Annotated in this window: 12 protein-coding genes; 9 read left to right on the top strand and 3 right to left on the bottom strand. The window is 69.1% G+C overall.

From position 1 onward, the window contains the following. Nucleotides 1-115 precede the first annotated feature (115 nt). The 4 genes from folE to IAE56_RS17305 all read left to right on the top strand — a co-directional run bounded on the left by folE (nucleotide 116) and on the right by IAE56_RS17305 (nucleotide 6,394). Nucleotides 116-727: a GTP cyclohydrolase I FolE gene (gene folE, locus IAE56_RS17320; protein WP_200753375.1), complete on the top strand. Its 612-nt coding sequence runs from the start codon at nucleotides 116-118 to the stop codon at nucleotides 725-727. 112 nt (nucleotides 728-839) lie between these two features. Continuing rightward, nucleotides 840-2,309, top strand: a complete 1,470-nt coding sequence (locus IAE56_RS17315) for a DUF3375 domain-containing protein (RefSeq protein ID WP_164075296.1) — start codon at nucleotides 840-842, stop codon at nucleotides 2,307-2,309. Further along, nucleotides 2,296-2,997, top strand: coding sequence for a DUF4194 domain-containing protein (locus tag IAE56_RS17310; protein ID WP_108770527.1), 702 nt, complete (start codon nucleotides 2,296-2,298; stop codon nucleotides 2,995-2,997). Before IAE56_RS17315 ends, IAE56_RS17310 begins: the two co-directional genes overlap by 14 nt. Nucleotides 2,998-3,013: 16 nt before the next feature. After that, a complete protein-coding gene (locus tag IAE56_RS17305) occupies nucleotides 3,014-6,394 on the top strand; it encodes an SbcC/MukB-like Walker B domain-containing protein (RefSeq protein WP_200753374.1) in 3,381 nt (1,126 codons plus the stop codon). Between the two features lie 302 nt (nucleotides 6,395-6,696). On the opposite strand, the gene IAE56_RS17300 is transcribed toward IAE56_RS17305, so the two are convergent. Continuing rightward, complete coding sequence (locus IAE56_RS17300) at nucleotides 6,697-7,476, bottom strand: sulfite exporter TauE/SafE family protein (RefSeq protein WP_164075305.1); 780 nt, start codon at nucleotides 7,474-7,476, stop codon at nucleotides 6,697-6,699. Between the two features lie 82 nt (nucleotides 7,477-7,558). Here IAE56_RS17300 and IAE56_RS17295 point away from each other — a divergent pair, with 82 nt between their 5' ends. Beyond that, nucleotides 7,559-7,951: a YchJ family protein gene (locus IAE56_RS17295; RefSeq protein WP_200753373.1), complete on the top strand. Its 393-nt coding sequence runs from the start codon at nucleotides 7,559-7,561 to the stop codon at nucleotides 7,949-7,951. Here the strand turns inward: IAE56_RS17295 and IAE56_RS17290 are convergent. Then, nucleotides 7,933-9,237 carry a GGDEF domain-containing protein gene (locus IAE56_RS17290; RefSeq protein WP_200753372.1) on the bottom strand — a complete coding sequence of 435 codons (1,305 nt, stop codon included), beginning with the start codon at nucleotides 9,235-9,237 and terminating at the stop codon, nucleotides 7,933-7,935. The genes IAE56_RS17295 and IAE56_RS17290 overlap by 19 nt on opposite strands. A gap of 142 nt (nucleotides 9,238-9,379) precedes the next feature. Between IAE56_RS17290 and egtB the strand changes: the two genes are divergently transcribed. The 4 genes from egtB to IAE56_RS17270 all read left to right on the top strand — a co-directional run bounded on the left by egtB (nucleotide 9,380) and on the right by IAE56_RS17270 (nucleotide 14,674). Beyond that, nucleotides 9,380-10,651, top strand: coding sequence for an ergothioneine biosynthesis protein EgtB (gene egtB, locus IAE56_RS17285; RefSeq protein ID WP_200753371.1), 1,272 nt, complete (start codon nucleotides 9,380-9,382; stop codon nucleotides 10,649-10,651). Next, the gene (gene egtD / locus IAE56_RS17280) at nucleotides 10,648-11,634 is read left to right on the top strand and encodes an L-histidine N(alpha)-methyltransferase (RefSeq protein ID WP_108770522.1); all 987 of its coding nucleotides are present in this window, start codon (nucleotides 10,648-10,650) and stop codon (nucleotides 11,632-11,634) included. Before egtB ends, egtD begins: the two co-directional genes overlap by 4 nt. An 87-nt stretch (nucleotides 11,635-11,721) precedes the next feature. Continuing rightward, complete coding sequence (locus IAE56_RS17275) at nucleotides 11,722-13,881, top strand: lytic murein transglycosylase (protein ID WP_234456165.1); 2,160 nt, start codon at nucleotides 11,722-11,724, stop codon at nucleotides 13,879-13,881. Between the two features lie 31 nt (nucleotides 13,882-13,912). Then, nucleotides 13,913-14,674 carry a GYF domain-containing protein gene (locus IAE56_RS17270; RefSeq protein WP_200753369.1) on the top strand — a complete coding sequence of 254 codons (762 nt, stop codon included), beginning with the start codon at nucleotides 13,913-13,915 and terminating at the stop codon, nucleotides 14,672-14,674. On the opposite strand, the gene IAE56_RS17265 is transcribed toward IAE56_RS17270, so the two are convergent. Further along, nucleotides 14,668-15,858 carry a benzoate/H(+) symporter BenE family transporter gene (locus IAE56_RS17265; protein ID WP_200753368.1) on the bottom strand — a complete coding sequence of 397 codons (1,191 nt, stop codon included), beginning with the start codon at nucleotides 15,856-15,858 and terminating at the stop codon, nucleotides 14,668-14,670. The genes IAE56_RS17270 and IAE56_RS17265 overlap by 7 nt on opposite strands. Between the last annotated feature and the right edge of the window lie 456 nt (nucleotides 15,859-16,314).

Genomic DNA, 16,314 nt, shown 5'->3' with positions numbered 1-16,314 from the left:
TCCGCCTGGTGGGCTCGGATTTGTGTATAAGATACACCCGATGAACCGTCCCCACAGGACGACCCACCCCCCGGTCGGGTACGATGCTCGCCCCCCGTTCGGGACGCTGTACGCAATGAGCAAGAACAACGAAAAGGCCGCCCTGCAGGGCGATGTGACCCAGGACCAGGCCGAGGATGCGGTGCGCACCCTGCTGCGCTGGGCCGGCGAGGACCCGTCCCGTGAAGGCCTGCTGGATACCCCGCGCCGTGTCGCCGAAGCCTATGGCGACTGGTTCAGCGGCTACCGCGACGACCCGCGCGCCTACATGGAGCGGACCTTCGAGGAAGTGGCCGGCTACGACGAACTGATCGTCCTGCGCGACATCGAGTACGAAAGCCACTGCGAACACCACATGGCGCCGATCATCGGCCGCGTGCACGTCGGCTACCTGCCGGCCGGCAAGGTGGTGGGCATCAGCAAGCTGGCCCGCGTGGTCGAAGCCTACGCCCGCCGCTTCCAGGTGCAGGAAAAGATGACCGCGCAGATCGCCCAGTGCATCCAGGATGTGCTGCAGCCGATCGGCGTCGGCGTGGTCGTCGAAGGCGCCCACGAATGCATGACCACCCGCGGCATCCACAAGCGCGGCGTCAGCATGGTCACCTCCAAGATGCTGGGCAGCTTCCGCGACGACGCGCGTACCCGCGCCGAGTTCCTGCGCTTCATCGAAGTGGGCGGCAGGCGCTGAACCGCTTGCCCGCACCGCGCCGGCCCCGCGTGGCCGGCACGTCCACGGCTGCCCCCGCGGCGGCCGTGCATGGCTGCCCGCAGCCTTCTGCGTCCATGAATCCCTTCGCTGCATGAAGCACCGCGAACGTATTGCCCGTTACCGCCATCTGCGCGAACAGCCCCAGTGGAAGCTGCTTGCCGCCGACCACGCCCCGGAAATCATCGGCCTGCTGCAGGGCCTGCTGATGGACGGCGAGCGCACGCTGCCGTCCTCGGTACTGAACGAGCGCCTGCAACGCGCGCTGGACCAGCTGGCCGGCGACGAACTGTCGCGCGAGCTGCCGCGTACCGCCCAGGCCTACATCGCCCACTGGCTGGCCCAGGGCTGGCTGGAACGCCGCCTGCCCGAAGGCGCCGACCAGGAGCAGTACGAGCTGTCGACCCAGGCGCTGCAGGCGATCCGTTTCGCTGACAGCCTGGAGCAGGCCCGCGTGGCCGCTACCGAAAGCCGCCTGGCGCTGGTCATCGAGCAGCTCTCCGCGCTGGCCGCACAGACCGAAGCCGATCCTGATGCGCGCCTGTCCGCGCTGCACGACGAGCGCGACCGCATCGATGCCGAGATCGCCCGCGTCGGCGCCGGCCGCGTGGTCGCCCTCGATGGCAAGCGCGCGCTGGAGCGCACCCGCCAGATCATCGGCCTGGCCGACGAACTGACCGAGGACTTCCGCCGCGTGCGCGATGACTTCGAGCAGCTCAACCGCGATTTCCGCGAACGCATCATCGACGACGAAGGCGAGCGCGGCGACGTGCTGTCGCAGTTGTTCGAAGGCGTCGACGTCATCGGCGAAAGCGATGCCGGCCGCAGCTTCCAGGCGTTCTGGCGCCTGCTCAACGATGCCGAACAGAGCGCCCAGCTCGACGCCGCGCTGGAGGCCGTGCTCGCGCGCGGCTTCGCCCGTCGCCTGGACCGCAACGAACGCAACTTTCTGCGCGGCTTCACCAGCACCATGCTGGAACGCGGCGGCCAGGTGCACGACGTGCTGCAGAACTTCGCGCGCAGCCTGCGCGGCTTCGTGCAGAGCCGTGGCTACCTGGAACAGCGCCGCCTCAACCAGCTGCTGAAACAGGCGCAGTCCGAAGCCTTGGCCCTGCGCGATGATTTCCCCGCCCAGCGCAGCATCGGCCGCGACCTGCAGCTGACCACCAGCCGCCTGCGTTCGTGGTCGCAGTGGAAGCTGCACGACCCGCGCAGCGCGCAGGTCGATGGCAACGTCGAATACAACGATGCAGCCGCCATCAGCCTGGAAAGCGTGGGCGACCTGGTGGCCTCGTCGGAAATCGACTTCCGTACCCTGCGCCGCGACCTGCACGAACTGCTGGACGCACAGCCGCGCCTGAGCATCGCCGAAGCCTTGGCCCAGCGCGAAGCGCCGCAGGGCCTGGGCAGCGTCATCGGCTATCTGTCGCTGGGCACGCGCTTCGGCAACGTGGTCGCCGGCGAGCAGGAGCTTGCGCAATGGCGCGGCGGCGACGGCCAGGTGCGCCGCGCACGTATTCCGCTGGTTTGGTTCACCCAGGAGAGACGCCATGAGCTGGCATGAAGATCCCATCGAAGCAGCGGCGCCCGACCTGGTCGAAGACGCCTACGAGGCCGAACCGGCACCGGTTGCCGCACAGCCGCGTCGTGGCAACGACGTCTATTACATGGGCGATACCGGCCGCCTGCCGCTGGATGCGCGCCGCGCGCTGTGCCAGCTGCTGATCGGCCCCAGCATCGACCAGCTGCGCCACGCCAAGCTGTGGCCGGCGCTGATCCGCAGCGAAGCCGCGATCCGCTCGGCACTGGCCGACCTGTTCCTGGAACTGGTGCTGGACCGTGACAGCGGCGTGGCGTTCACCCGCCAGGCCGATACCGAAGACGTCGACGCGCCGGTGCTGCTGCGCACCTCGCCGCTGACCTTCATCGATTCGGTGCTGCTGCTGTACCTGCGCCAGCAGCTGGCCGAGGCCGATGCGCGCGGCAACCGCGCCGTCGTCGCCGATGCCGAGATGGCCGAAGCGCTGGCGATCTACGAGAAGAACCTGTCCACCGACCGCGCCGGCTTCAACCGCCGCGTCGCCTCGGCCGTGCAGAAGATGAAGGACAACCACATCCTGACCCGCCTCGGCGGCCAGGAAGACCGCCACGAAGTCTCGCCGGCGCTGAAGCTGATGTTTTCCGCCGAAGACGTGTCCCAGCTTTCGGCGGTGTACCGCCAGCTGCGCGAAACCCCGGCTGCAGAAGCCTGAGAGACCCGAGCACCGCATGGCCATTTCCAAGCACACTCCCGCCCTGTTCAATGAAGGCCTGCCGGACCCGCGCCTGCAGCAGTTCCGCATGCGCCGCCTGCAGGTGCACAACTGGGGCACCTTCAACGGCCTGACCGAAGTGCCGATCGCCGAGCGCGGCTTCCTGTTCGTCGGCCGTTCCGGCTCGGGCAAGTCGACCCTGCTCGATGCGATGTCCGCGCTGCTGACGCCGCCAGCCATCGTCGACTTCAACGCCGCCGCGCGTGAAGCCGAGCGCAGTGGCCGCGACCGCAACCTGGTCTCCTACGTGCGTGGCGCGTGGGCCGACCAGCAGGACAGCGGCACCGGCGAAATCGCCACCCAGTACCTGCGCAAGGGCGCGACCTGGACCGCACTGGTGCTGGAATACCGCGCCGGCGATGGCCGCGTGGTGTGCCTGGTGCGACTGCTGTGGATCTCCGGCAACGGCACTTCGGCCGGCGACGTGCGCAAGCACTACATGATCGCCGAGCGCCCGTTCGATATCGCCAAGGACCTCGGTGGCTTCGACCTGGACCTGCGCAAGCTGAAGCAGAAGCTGGCCGACATCCACCACTTCGATACGTTCTCCGGCTACGCCGAGCGCTTCCGCCACCTGCTGGGCATCGACAACGAGATGGCGCTGCGCCTGCTGCACAAGACGCAGTCGGCGAAGAACCTGGGCGACCTCAACGTCTTCCTGCGCGACTTCATGCTGGACACGCCGCGCACCTTCGATGCCGCCGAGCGCCTGGTCAGTGATTTCGCCGAACTCGACGGTGCGCACCAGGCGGTGGTCACCGCGCGCCGCCAGGTGGAAACCCTGCTGCCGGCGCGCGCGCACTACACCGAACTGAAGCACATGCATCGCCAGCGCGGCGATGACGAGACCCTCAAGCTGGGCATCGACAGCTTCCGCGAAAGCCGCCGCCAGCTGCTGATCGAAGCGCGCCTGCGCGAGATGGACGTGCGCGACCGCGGCCTGCTGGGCGAAGAAGCCCAGCGCCGTGCGGCGCTGGACAACCACACCGAGCGCCTGGCCGAGCTGGAACTGCAGCGCCGCCAGCAGGGCGGTGAGCGCATCGAGGAACTGGAACGCGAGCAGGGCCGCGCCGAAGCCGAGCGCGACCGCCGCCTGGCCAAGCAGGCGCAGGCCCGCGAGGCCGCGCGCCACCTGCAGGCCGAACTGCCGGAAGACGCGCACGGGTTCTCCGAACTGGTCGAGCGCGCACAGAACGAACTGCAGGACCGCCAGCGTGCTTCGGCGGCGCTGGACGATGCGATCAGCGAACGGCTGGGCGGCAAGCGCGATGACGAACGTCGCTTCGGCGAAGTGCGTGGCGAACTGGAAGCGATGCAGCGCACGCCGTCCAGCATTCCCGCACCGATGCAGAAGCTGCGCGCACGCCTGGCCGAGGAAACCGGCATTTCCGAAGCCTCGCTGCCCTTCGTCGGCGAACTGATCCAGGTCCGCACCGAGGAGCAGAACTGGCAGGGCGCCATCGAGCGCGTGCTGGGCGGCTTCGCGCAGTCGCTGCTGGTGGACGACAAGCACTACAACGAAGTGGCCGACTGGGTGAACCGCACCCACCTCGGCATGCGTTTCACCTACTACCGCGTGCGCCGCAACGACGATGCGTTCGCCCGCGAACCGTCCGCGCGTTCGCTGCTGCACAAGCTGGAACTGCGTGACCACGCCTTCGAAGGCTGGCTGCGCCGCGAGCTGGGCAAGCGCTTCGACTACGAATGCGTCGATGCCAAGCAGCTGCGCAACGTCGACCGCGGCATCACCCGCGAAGGCCAGGTCAAGCATCCGGGCGACCGCTTCGAGAAGGATGACCGCAGCGCGGTGAACGACCGTCGCCGCTGGATCCTCGGCTTCAACAACCGCGACAAGCTCGTCGTGTTCGAGCGCGAAGCGCAGGAACTGGCCAAGCGCATCGCCAGCTGCGATACCGATATCGCCAGCCTGCGCGGCCAGCGTGACCGCGACAACGAACGCCGCCTGGCCTGCCACGAACTGATCGGCATCCAGTGGAACGAGATCGACGTGGTCGCGCCGCAGCAGCGCCTGGCCGATATCGAAGCCACCCTGCGCGACCTGCGCGAAGGCAACGCCGACCTGGCCCGCCTGGCCAAGCAGATCGACGCCGTGCGCGCCGATATCGAGCAGGCCCGCCGGACCTATGAAGACACCCGCGTCGAGCGCGGCCAGCTGGTGCGCGAACGCGACCGCCTGGACCGTGCCCGCCAGCAGAGCCGCGCCCTGGTGCTGCCGGCGCTGGCCGAAGACCAGGAAGCGGGCCTGGCCGAGCGCCTGCAGGAGCAGGGGCCGCTCAGCCTGGAAACGCTGGAAGCGCACATGCGCCAGGTCAGTAACGCGCTGAACGAACAGCTGTCGTCCTCGCAGCAGGACGTCAATCGTGTCGAGAACCTGCTGCTGGGCTGCTTCCGCCGCTTCATCCAGCAGTGGCCGGAAGAATCGGGCGACTTCACCGTATCGGTGGCCTCGGCCGAGGATTTCCTCGCCCGCCTGGAACGCCTGGAACGCGATGGCCTGCCGCAGCATGAAGAGCGCTTCTTCGACCTGCTGCAGAACCAGAGCAAGAACAACCTGCTGGCCCTGCAGCGCCACAGTGCCGAGGCCCGCAAGTCGATCGGCCAGCGCCTGGACGAGGTCAACGCCAGCCTGGAACAGGTGCCGTTCAACCGCGGCACCCTGCTGACCATCGAGCTGAGCGACCGCCGCCTGCCGGAAGTGGGTGAGTTCCACCTGCAGCTGCGCGAGGTGTTGTCGCAGCAGCAGACCGAACAGCGCGAGCTGGCCGAATCGCAGTTCACCGTGCTGCGCCAGCTGGTCAACCGCCTCGGTTCGCAGGAAGGCGAGGACAAGCGCTGGCGCGAGCTGGTGCTGGACGTGCGCATGCACGTCGAGTTCATCGGCGTGGAGCTGGATGCGGAAACGCGCCAGCAGGTCGAGATCTACCGCAGCGGCGCCGGCAAGTCCGGTGGCCAGCGGCAGAAGCTGGCCACCACCTGCCTGGCCGCGGCGCTGCGCTACCAGCTCGGTGGCGCCGACAGCCAGCTGCCCAGCTATGCCGCCGTCGTGCTCGACGAAGCCTTCGACAAGGCCGACAACGAGTTCACCGCGCTGGCGATGAACATCTTCGACAACTTCGGCTTCCAGATGGTGGTCGCCACCCCGCTGAAGTCGGTGATGACGCTGGAGCCGTTCATCGGCGGCGCCTGCTTCGTCGAGATCAGCGGCCGCCACGATTCGGGCGTCCTGCTCATCGAGTACGACGAAGAAGGCAAGCGCCTGAAGCTGCCCGAGCGCAGCCGCCAGCAGGCCAACGAACCGGAAGAAGCCGAGGCCTGACCGCCTCGGCCGGCACTGCCGCGACCAGCAATCCCCTGTAGAGCCGAGCCATGCTCGGCTGCTCTGCGCGACCAGCAACAGCGTGCCAACCAAGGTTGGCACCTACCAGAAGCCGCTCTGCTCTTGCTCCCAGCTTCCGCGCTCGCGCAGAGGCCGGGCAGCGGTTGGGTGAGGGCGCATGGCAGGACCGCGAGCGCCATGGATGGCGCTCACGAGCCCCCATGGATGGGTTCACGGCGTGTCCTGCCATGCGCCCTCATCCGATCGCCCACATAGGAGTGAGGCGCCAGCGACGCGGTGGATCACGCCCCGCGGAACGTATCCCACGCCATCCGCGCGATCAGCACCACCACCAGCCCCACGAACAGCTTGCGGATGAACGGCGTGCCGCCCTTCAGCGCCAGCCGCGTGCCCACCACCGAGCCGAAGATGTTGGCCGCCGCCATCGGCAGCGCGAACAGCCACAGGATGTTGCCGGTGGGGATGAAGAACGAGATCGCCGCCACGTTCGTCGCCAGGTTCACTACCTTCGACGCCGCCGAGGCGCGCAGGAAATCCAGGCCGAAGAAGCGTACGAACAGGAAGATCAGGAAGCTGCCGGTTCCCGGCCCGAAGAAGCCGTCGTAGAAGCCGATCGCCGCGCCGATGGCCAGGGCGATCGCCAGCTCGCGGCGACCGATCTCCTGCGGCCGGTGCAGTGCACCGAAATCCTTCTTCCACAGCGTGTAGCCCAGCATCGCCACCAGCAGCACCAGAACCAGCGGGCGCACCGCCTCCTTGGGCAGCAGGCTGACCGCGGTGGCACCAGCGAAGGAGAAGATGAAGGCAGTGCCGGCGGCGAACAGCACCGGTTTCCACGGGAAGCGCACGTTGCGCGCATAGCGCCAGGCGGCCGCGCCGGTGCCGAACATCGAACTGAACTTGTTGGTGCCGAACAGCATCGCCGGCGTCTGCTGCGGCAGCACCGTGAACAGGCCCGGCAGCTGCACCAGCCCGCCGCCGCCCACCGCCGCATCGACCAGGCCGGCGATGAAGGCAATCACCACCAACCACCACAACTCAGGGGGAACCAGTTCCAGCACGGCGATCGACACTTGGATGGGGGGCGACAGCATACGCCTATCGCCGATGGATGCTGGCCGCGTCCCGCGCGACAATACCGGCATGACCCGCACACCCGCCGATCCCTGTCCCTGCGGCCTGCCCGCCGACTACGCCGCCTGCTGCGGCCGTTACCACGCTGGCGAGGCCGCCCCGGATGCCGAGCGCCTGATGCGTTCGCGCTACAGCGCCTACGTACGGCAGCTGGCCGACTACCTGCGCCAGACCTGGCACCCGGATACGCGCCCGGCCGAACTTTCGCTGGACGAGGCACCAGGCCAGCGCACCCAGTGGCTGGGCCTGACCGTGAACGATCACACCGTCACCGGCCCCGACAGCGCCGAAGTGCGCTTCACCGCCCGCTACCGCATCGGCGGTGGCAGCGCGGTGCGGATGACCGAGCACAGCCGCTTCCTGCGCATCGACGGCCGCTGGTACTACCTCGACGCGGTCTGAGCCTCGGCGCCGCCGCGCACCGCCAGCACGCGCTGGCCGCCGTGCGCGCAGACCCGGTTGCGGCCTTCTTCCTTGGCCGCATACAGCGCCTGGTCGGCGGCCTTGACCACCCCGGCCGGGCGCGCATCGATGCGGCTGTCGGCCAGGCCGATACTCACCGTCACCTGCACCACCTGGCCGCTGCCGCCGCGGCCGCGCTGCTGCTGCCCGGCCGCGTCGTCACGGCTGCGCGTGCTGCGGTCACGCAGTTGCATGCGGCTGTCCTCGATGCTCTGCCGCAGCGCTTCCACCGCATCCACGCAGGCCGGTGCCGCGCGGTCCAGGAACACCACCGCGAACTCCTCGCCGCCATAGCGGAACGCGCGGCCGCCATCGCCCACCCGCGCCAGCCGCGAGGCCACCAGCTTCAGCACGTCATCGCCGGTGTCGTGGCCGTGGGTGTCGTTGAACTTCTTGAAGTGGTCCACGTCCACCATCGCGATGCTGTAGGTGCCCGCGGCACGCTGCAGGGTTTCGTTGAAGGCGCGCCGCCCCGGCAGTCCGGTCAGCTCATCGCGGAACGCCATGTGGAAGGATTCCTGCAGGGTGGCGCCCAGCATCAGCAGCAGTGCGGCCACGCTCAGCGCCGGCAGCAGCGCCGGCTGCAGGAAGATGCGCGGCAGCATCCACCACAGGCACAGCAGCGCCAGCAGCATCGCGGTGTGCAGGGGGCGCGGCCGCCGCCAGGCCTGCCAGCCCAGCGCAGCGGTCGCCGCCAGGAACAGCAGGGCCGGCAGCTGCGCCAGCGCGTTCCAGTCGCTCGGAATCCAGGCGAAGTGCCGGTTTGACAGCAGGTCATGCATGCCCTGCGGCTGCTGCGCGGCCAGCAGGATGAAGATCGCCAGCAGGGTGCCGCTGCCGATCCCGCGCAGCAGCAGGTCCTGGCGGCGCCGGCCACGCTCGGGCCACAGCGCATGCACGGCAAACAGCAGCGGCAGCCAGGTGGATACCGCATGGAAGCGCAGCGGCGTCAGCGGGCTGACGTAGCCCAGCCGCAGGTAGTGGGCCAGGTCCGGGTGCAGCACCGTGAACACGGCCGCCACCAGCAGCAGCAGGCACAGCGTGCGCACCTGGTTGTACATCAGCGCCAGCCCCGCGCCCAGGCAGGCCAGCAGCCAGGGCAGCACGCGCTGGCCGGCGCGGCCCACATCCTCGTTGCCCAGGGTGGCCCACAGCACCAGTGCGACCAGCAGGGCGGGCAGCACGAACAGGTAATGCGCAGGCTGGCGGAGCGGATGATCGGACAAGCGGTAATTCCAGCGCGGTCACTACACGGCCGCAGCACTGCCGTTAGCGGCGTTGGCGCAGGGTTCTTGAATGGGCACGATGTGAATGCGCTGACCCCACGCGATGACATCGCGCTCACCCGTGGCAGCCGAAGCTGGGCCCATGGACAGCGCAACCCTCGCCGTCGCTGCCCCGCAGCGTGAACTCGCCAGCCACTTCGCCCACGTGCGTGGACGCAGCCAGCAACTGGCCGCACCGCTCAGCGCCGAAGACGCGATGCTGCAGAGCATGGACGATGCCAGCCCGGCCAAATGGCACCTGGCCCACACCACCTGGTTCTTCGAGCGCTTCGTGCTGGCCAGCGTACGTGGCCACCAGCCGTGGGATCCGGCCTGGGATTTCCTGTTCAACAGTTACTACAAGAGCCTCGGCCCGGCCCATGCCCGCCCACGCCGTGGCCTGCTGTCGCGGCCCTCGCTGCAGCAGGTGCGCGACTATCGCCGGCACGTCGATGAGCAGGTGCTGGCGCGCCTGGCCGATGGCGATCTCGGTGAAGAGGCGCTGCAGCACCTGCAGCTGGGCCTGCAGCACGAACAGCAGCACCAGGAACTGCTGCTGACCGACATCAAGCACGCGCTGTGGTGCAACCCGCTGCAGCCGCCCTATCGCGAAGACCTCGCGGCGGTCACCAGCGCGGCCAGCGCACAGGGCTGGGTTGCACGGGAAGAAAGCATCGTCAGCGTCGGCGCAGCGCGCTGGCCGCAGCACGCGCCCTTCGCCTACGACAACGAATCGCCGCCGCACCGCGTACTTGTTCCCGCACACGCGATCGCCGAGCGCCCGCTCAGCAACGGCGAGTACCGCGCCTTCGTCGATGCCGGCGGCTACCGCGATCCGCGCTGGTGGCTCAGCGAAGGCTGGGCCCTGTGCGAGGCCGAGGGCTGGCAGCACCCGCTGTACTGGCACGACGACCTGCAGCGCGAGTACACCCTCGGCGGCTGGCGCGCGCTCGATCCACATGCGCCGGTCTGCCACCTCAGCTATTACGAAGCCGACGCCTGCGCGCGTTGGCATGAGGCACGGCTGCCGACCGAATTCGAATGGGAAGCGGTCGCCGCCACGCAGCCGCCCAGCGGCCACTTCGCCGACGACGACCAGCTGCATCCCCATGCAGGGCAGGGCACGGGCCTGCGCCAGCTGTTCGGCGATGTCTGGGAATGGACCTCCAGCGCCTATGGCGCCTACCCCGGCTTCCAGCCCTTCGGCGGCAACCTGGGCGAATACAACGGCAAATTCATGTGTGGCCAGTGGGTGTTGCGCGGCGGCAGCTGCGCCACCCCGCGCGGCCACGTCCGCAGCAGTTACCGCAACTTCTTCAATCCACCGGCGCGCTGGCAGTTCTCCGGCGTGCGCCTGGCGAGGGATCTTCCATGAGTACCGTGCAGGACGCGCTGCAGGCGCTGACCGACCTCACCCCCGGCCGCCAGCAGATCATGGCCGACGCCGTGGCCGGCCTTTCGTGCGCCGCGCGCCAGCTGCCGTCCAAGTATTTCTACGACGCGCGTGGCTCGCGCCTGTTCGAGCAGATCACTCACACCCGCGAGTACTACCCCACGCGCACCGAACTGGCACTGCTCGACAGGGTGCTGCCGGAAATCGCCAGCGCCGTCGGCGCGCATGCCCACGTGGTCGAACTGGGCAGTGGCAGCGGCCGCAAGACCGCGCTGCTGCTGGCCGCCCTGCACGATCCGGTGGCCTACACCCCCATCGAGATCTCGCGCGCCGCGCTGCTGTCCAGCATCGACCACCTCGCCCCGGCGCTGCCGAAGGTGGAGATGCTGCCGGTCTGCGCCGACTTCACCCGCCCGGTGCAGGTCCCCGAACCGGAACGCCAGGCGGCGCGGCGCCTGTTGTTCTTCCCCGGTTCCACCCTGGGCAACTTCGCCGGCGAAGAGGCCATCGCCCTGCTGCGCGCGATGCGCCAGACCATGGGCGGTGACGGCCTGGCGCTGGTCGGCATCGACCTGCACAAGGACCCGGCGCTGATCGAGGCCGCCTACAACGATGCCGACGGCATCACCGCCGCGTTCACCCTCAATCTGCTGGCCCGCCTCAACCGCGAGGTCGGCAGCGATTTCGATCTTGACGGCTTCCGCCACCAGGCCCGCTACAGCACCGCGCGCCTGCGCATCGAAACCGACCTGGTCAGCCAGCGCGAGCAGGACGTGCACCTGGACGGTCAGACCTTCCACTTCCAGGCCGGCGAACCGATCCGGGTCGAGTACAGCCACAAGTACACCGATGCCAGCTTCAACCACCTGCTGCAGCAGGCCGGGCTGGAAACCATCGCCCACTGGAATGCGTCCGATCCGGCGTACGGCCTGCGCCTGCTGCGCGCCTCCGCTGCGCATCGGTAGCGCCGGGCCATGCCTGGCGCCTGCCAGACCGTCTGCCCGCGCTAACATGGCCCCAGCACCGGCAACACGGAGGACGCCATGCCCTTGATGACCACGCTCGGCCTGGCCGCCGCGCTGGCCGCGCCGTTGACGGCGCCACCGACACCCGCCGCTGATCCGGCCTTCGCCCGCTGCATGACGCAGCTGCAGGCCACGGCCGGCAAGCAGGGCATTGCCGCGGATCGCTTCGCTGCCATCACCGCCGGCCTGCAGCCCGACCCCAGCGTGCTGCCGCTGCTGGATGCGCAGCCGGAATTCACCACGCCGATCTGGGATTACCTGGCCGCCCTGGTCGATCGCCCGCGGGTGGACGATGGCCGCGCCATGTTGCTGCAGCATCGCGATCTGTTGCAGCGGGTATCGGCGCAGTACGGCGTCGATCCGGCCACCATCGTCGCCGTATGGGGCGTGGAGAGCGATTATGGCCGCGTGTTCGGCAAGCGTCCGCTGCTGCAGTCGCTGGCCACGCTGTCCTGTGCCGGCCGTCGCCAGCCCTTCTTCCGTGGCGAACTGCTGGCGCTCATCAAGCTGATCGAGCAGGGCGACCTGCAGGCGCAGGGACTCACCGGTTCCTGGGCCGGCGCCTTCGGCCACACCCAGTTCATGCCCAGCACCTATGCGCGCATTGCCGTCGACGGTGATGGCGATGGCCGCCGCGATCTGGTGGCCAGCATTCCCGACGCACTCGCCTCCACCGCCAACTATCTCAAGCGCGCCGGTTGGCGCAGCGGCGAGCCGTGGGGCATGGAGGTACGCATTCCCGAGGGCTTCAAGACGGCGCAGGCCGGGCGCACCCAGCGTCGCGCGCTGGCCGACTGGCGCGCACTGGGCATCACCGGCCTGGATGGCAGCGCCCCCGCGCCGCAGGGCCTGCCGGCCGATGCCCGCGCGGCCCTGCTGCTGCCGGCCGGTGCCAAGGGCCCGGCGTTGCTGGTTTTCCGCAACTACGATGCGATCTACAGCTACAACGCCGCCGAAAGCTACGCGCTGGCCATCGCCACCCTCGCCGATCGCCTGCGCGGCGGCAACGGCCTGGCGACCGCCTGGCCCACCGATGATCCCGGCCTCGGCCGCGACGAGCGCCGCCAGCTGCAGACCCTGCTGCTGGCCCGTGGCCACGATATCGGCAGTGCCGATGGCATGATCGGCAATGCCAGCCGGCGCGCGATCCAGGTCGAGCAGCGCCGCCTGGGCTGGGCCGACGCCGATGGCCGCCCCGGCCAGCGCATCCTGCGCGCGCTGCAGGCCGAACCGCGCACGCCGGCCGCGCCCACCCGTTTCAGTCTTCCCGCCAACTACAGTGCCGTGCAGTCGCCGGCCTTACGGAGTCGATCCACCGTGCAACAGATACAGGGTGTCAGCAGCGGCCAGTTCCAGGGACTTGATGCCTGGCTGGTGGAAACCCCCGAAGCCACCGCCGCCATCAGTGTGTTCGGCGGCCAGCTCCTGTCCTTCGTGCCCAAGGGCCAGCCCGACGTGATGTGGCTTTCGCCCACGCGTGCCGAGCTGCCAACCCCCATCCGTGGCGGCAGCCCGGTGTGCTGGCCGTACTTTGGCCGCCAGGGCCAGGGCAATGACGTGCCGGCGCACGGCTTCGTCCGCACCCTGCCGTGGGAACTGCAGCAGGCGCGCCGCCTCGACGATGGCAGCATCGAGCTGACCCTGGCGCCGCCGGCGCTGCAGGATCTCGGCCTGCGCCTGACCATGACCGTGCGCGTGGGCCGCGAGCTGCGCCAGCAGCTGGTCACCGAGAACACCGGCAGCGCACCGGCCACCTTCACCCAGGCCCTGCACAACTACTTCCGCGTGGGCGATGCCACCCGCGTGGAAGTGGACGGCGTGGATGGGGTGACCTACCAGGACAAGTACGAGAACTACGCCCAGACCCGCCGCCAGCAGGGGCCGTGGTCGCTGCGCGACCCGCGCGACCCCGGCCGCAGCGACCGCATCTACAGCCCGGCCGGCGGCCGCTACGTGCTGCGCGACCCGGTGCTCAAGCGCCGCATCGAACTGCGTACCGAAGGCAGCCGCGCGCTGGTGGCCTGGAACCCCGGCGCTGAAGCGGCGGCGAAGATGGCCGACGTCGGCGATGGCTGGCGCGAGTACGTCTGCCTGGAGGCTGCAAACGCCGGTCCGGATGTCGTGACCGTGGCCCCGGGCGGCCGCCACGTGCTGGTGCAGGTGCTGTCCAGCCAGCCCCAGCCCTGAGCGGGGCCCCGTTACAGACAAGGAGCGATGCATGCAGGACGCACAGTGGTTCTACGCCAACAGCAGCCAGCGCGAGGGGCCGGTCGACCTGGCCGGTCTGCGGCAGCTGCAGGCCGAGGGCAGGGTAGGGGCCGCCACCCTGCTCTGGTGCGAGGGCATGCCGACCTGGCGCCCGCTGGCCGAACTCGAGACGGTGCCCCAGACGGCCGACGCCGCCGCTCCGGCGGTTGTCGTCGACCGTGGGATCGATGACCCCTACCGCGCGCCCGACACGGCGCCGACGCTGCTGGCGGGCCCCGCGCAGGACAGCCAGCCGCTGGAAGGCGACATGGCGCTGTACGCCGCAGTGGTCGGCCGCAACTTCGCCCTGTACCGGCGGCGCTGGCGGCTGGACCAGGGCGTGCCCCATGCGTCCGGCACCTGGCACTGGCCCGCGTTCCTGTTCGGTCTGCCGTGGATGATGTACCGGCGCATGTACCGTGTGGCGATGCTGTGGATCGCCGTGCTGGTGGTCAGCAGCGTCGCCGAAGCCCTGCTCGGCGTGCCGGAGGCCTTCTCGTCCATCTCAAGCCTGGCGCTGGGTGTCACCGCCGGTGTGTTCGCCAACCACTGGTACCTGCGGCACTGCCAGCGCCAGATCGCCCAGGCCCGCGCGCTGGTCGGCAGCGACCCGGCCGCGCTGGAGCAGGAGCTGGCCCGGCGTGGTGACGTCAGCTGGCTGGGCCTGGTGCTCAGCCTTGCTGCGATCCTGCTGCTGCTGGTGGGCCTGTCGTTCCTGCCGGCGTCCTACTGAGCCTGCAGCCGTGGGCGCAGCACCAGCAGGCACAGCGAACCGGCCACCAGGCCCCAGAACGCCGAGCCGATGCCGGCCAGTGACACGCCGGAGGCGGTGACCAGGAAGGTGACCAGCGCCGCCTCGCGGTCGCGTTCCACGGCCAGGGCGCTGGCCAGGCTGTTGCCGATGGTGCCGAACAGGGCGATACCGGCCACGCAGGCGACCAGTTCCTTGGGGAAGGCAGCAAACAGCGCCGCCACCGTCGCCCCGAACAGGCCGATCAGGATGTAGAAGGCACCGGCGGCCATGGCCGCGGTGTAGCGGCGCGCGGGGTCCTCATGGGCATCGCGGCCCATGCAGATCGCCGCGGTGATCGCCGCCAGGTTCAGTGCATAGGCGCCGAAGGGGGCCAGCAGCGTATTGACCACGCCGATCCAGCCGATCACCGGCGAGATGGGCGCGCTGTAACCAGAGGCGCGCATTACCGCCACCCCGGGGATGTTCTGCGAGGCCATGGTGACCACGAACAGGGGCAGGGCGATGCCGGCCACCGCCTGCCAGGACAGCGAGGGCGTGACCCAGTGCGGGGTGGCCAGCTGCAGGTGCAGGTCCTGCGCATGCAGCAGGCCACGGCTGGCAGCGATGATGATGCCGACCAGCAGAGTGGCGATCACCGCATAGCGCGGGAACAGGCGTCGCCCGGCCAGCCAGGTGGCGAACATCGCCAGGGCGAGCACGACCTGGGTGTTCATCGCCACGAACACATCCAGGCCGAAGCGCAGCAGCACGCCGGCCAGCATGCCCGCCGCCAGCGCCATCGGCACGCGCTGCATCAGCCGGGCGAAGATGCCCGAGAAGCCGGCGACCATGCCCAGCACCGCCGCGAGCAGGAATGCACCCGTGGCCTCGGACAGCGAGGCGCCACCGGCACCCACCACCAGCATTGCCGCACCCGGGGTCGACCAGGCGGTGACCACGGGCACGCGGTAGCGCAGTGAGAGACCAATACAGGTGACGCCCATGCCCAGGCCAAGCGCCCACATCCATGACGCGATCTGCGCCTGGTCGGCGCCGACGGCCTGTGCGGCCTGGAACACGATCACCGCCGAACTGGCGAAGCCCACCAGCACCGTGATGAAGCCGGCCACGATTGCCGGTACCGAAAGATCGCGCCACCACACCTGTCTGACCTGCGTGCCCATCGTTGTCTCTTCTGTATGCATCCGTACATACATAGCGCTTGCGGCGTTGACCGCGCAACGCGCGGGCAACGCCGCAGGGATGCCGGCACGCGTGCCATGCACGGCACACGCGATGCGATTGTCATCTTCCTGAAAAAAAGGGTTGACGAATTCTGCAGGATCTCTAGAATTCGCTCCCTTGCTGCGGCGTGGCAACTTCCTCGGAAGCGATACGCCAACAGCGACGCCACACCGGCGAACGAGTTGATCGAACGAAGGTGTTGACGGACTCGAAAAGTCCGGCATAATAGGCGGCTCGCAACGACGAAAGGCCTTCGGGTCCAACGACGAAGCGGCATCGGCAACAACGTCCACTTCGGTGAGACGGCCTTGAAAAAAGGTGTTGACGAAGCGGAAGAGCCGGCTATAATGGGCGGCTCGCTACGAAGGAAACTTCGCAGCACACGGGAACGGCGC

Source organism: Stenotrophomonas sp. S41 (assembly GCF_016624625.1).
Lineage (GTDB): Bacteria > Pseudomonadota > Gammaproteobacteria > Xanthomonadales > Xanthomonadaceae > Stenotrophomonas.
Note: the sequence above shows the minus strand (reverse complement) of the source record. Positions and strands in the feature narration are given on the sequence as shown.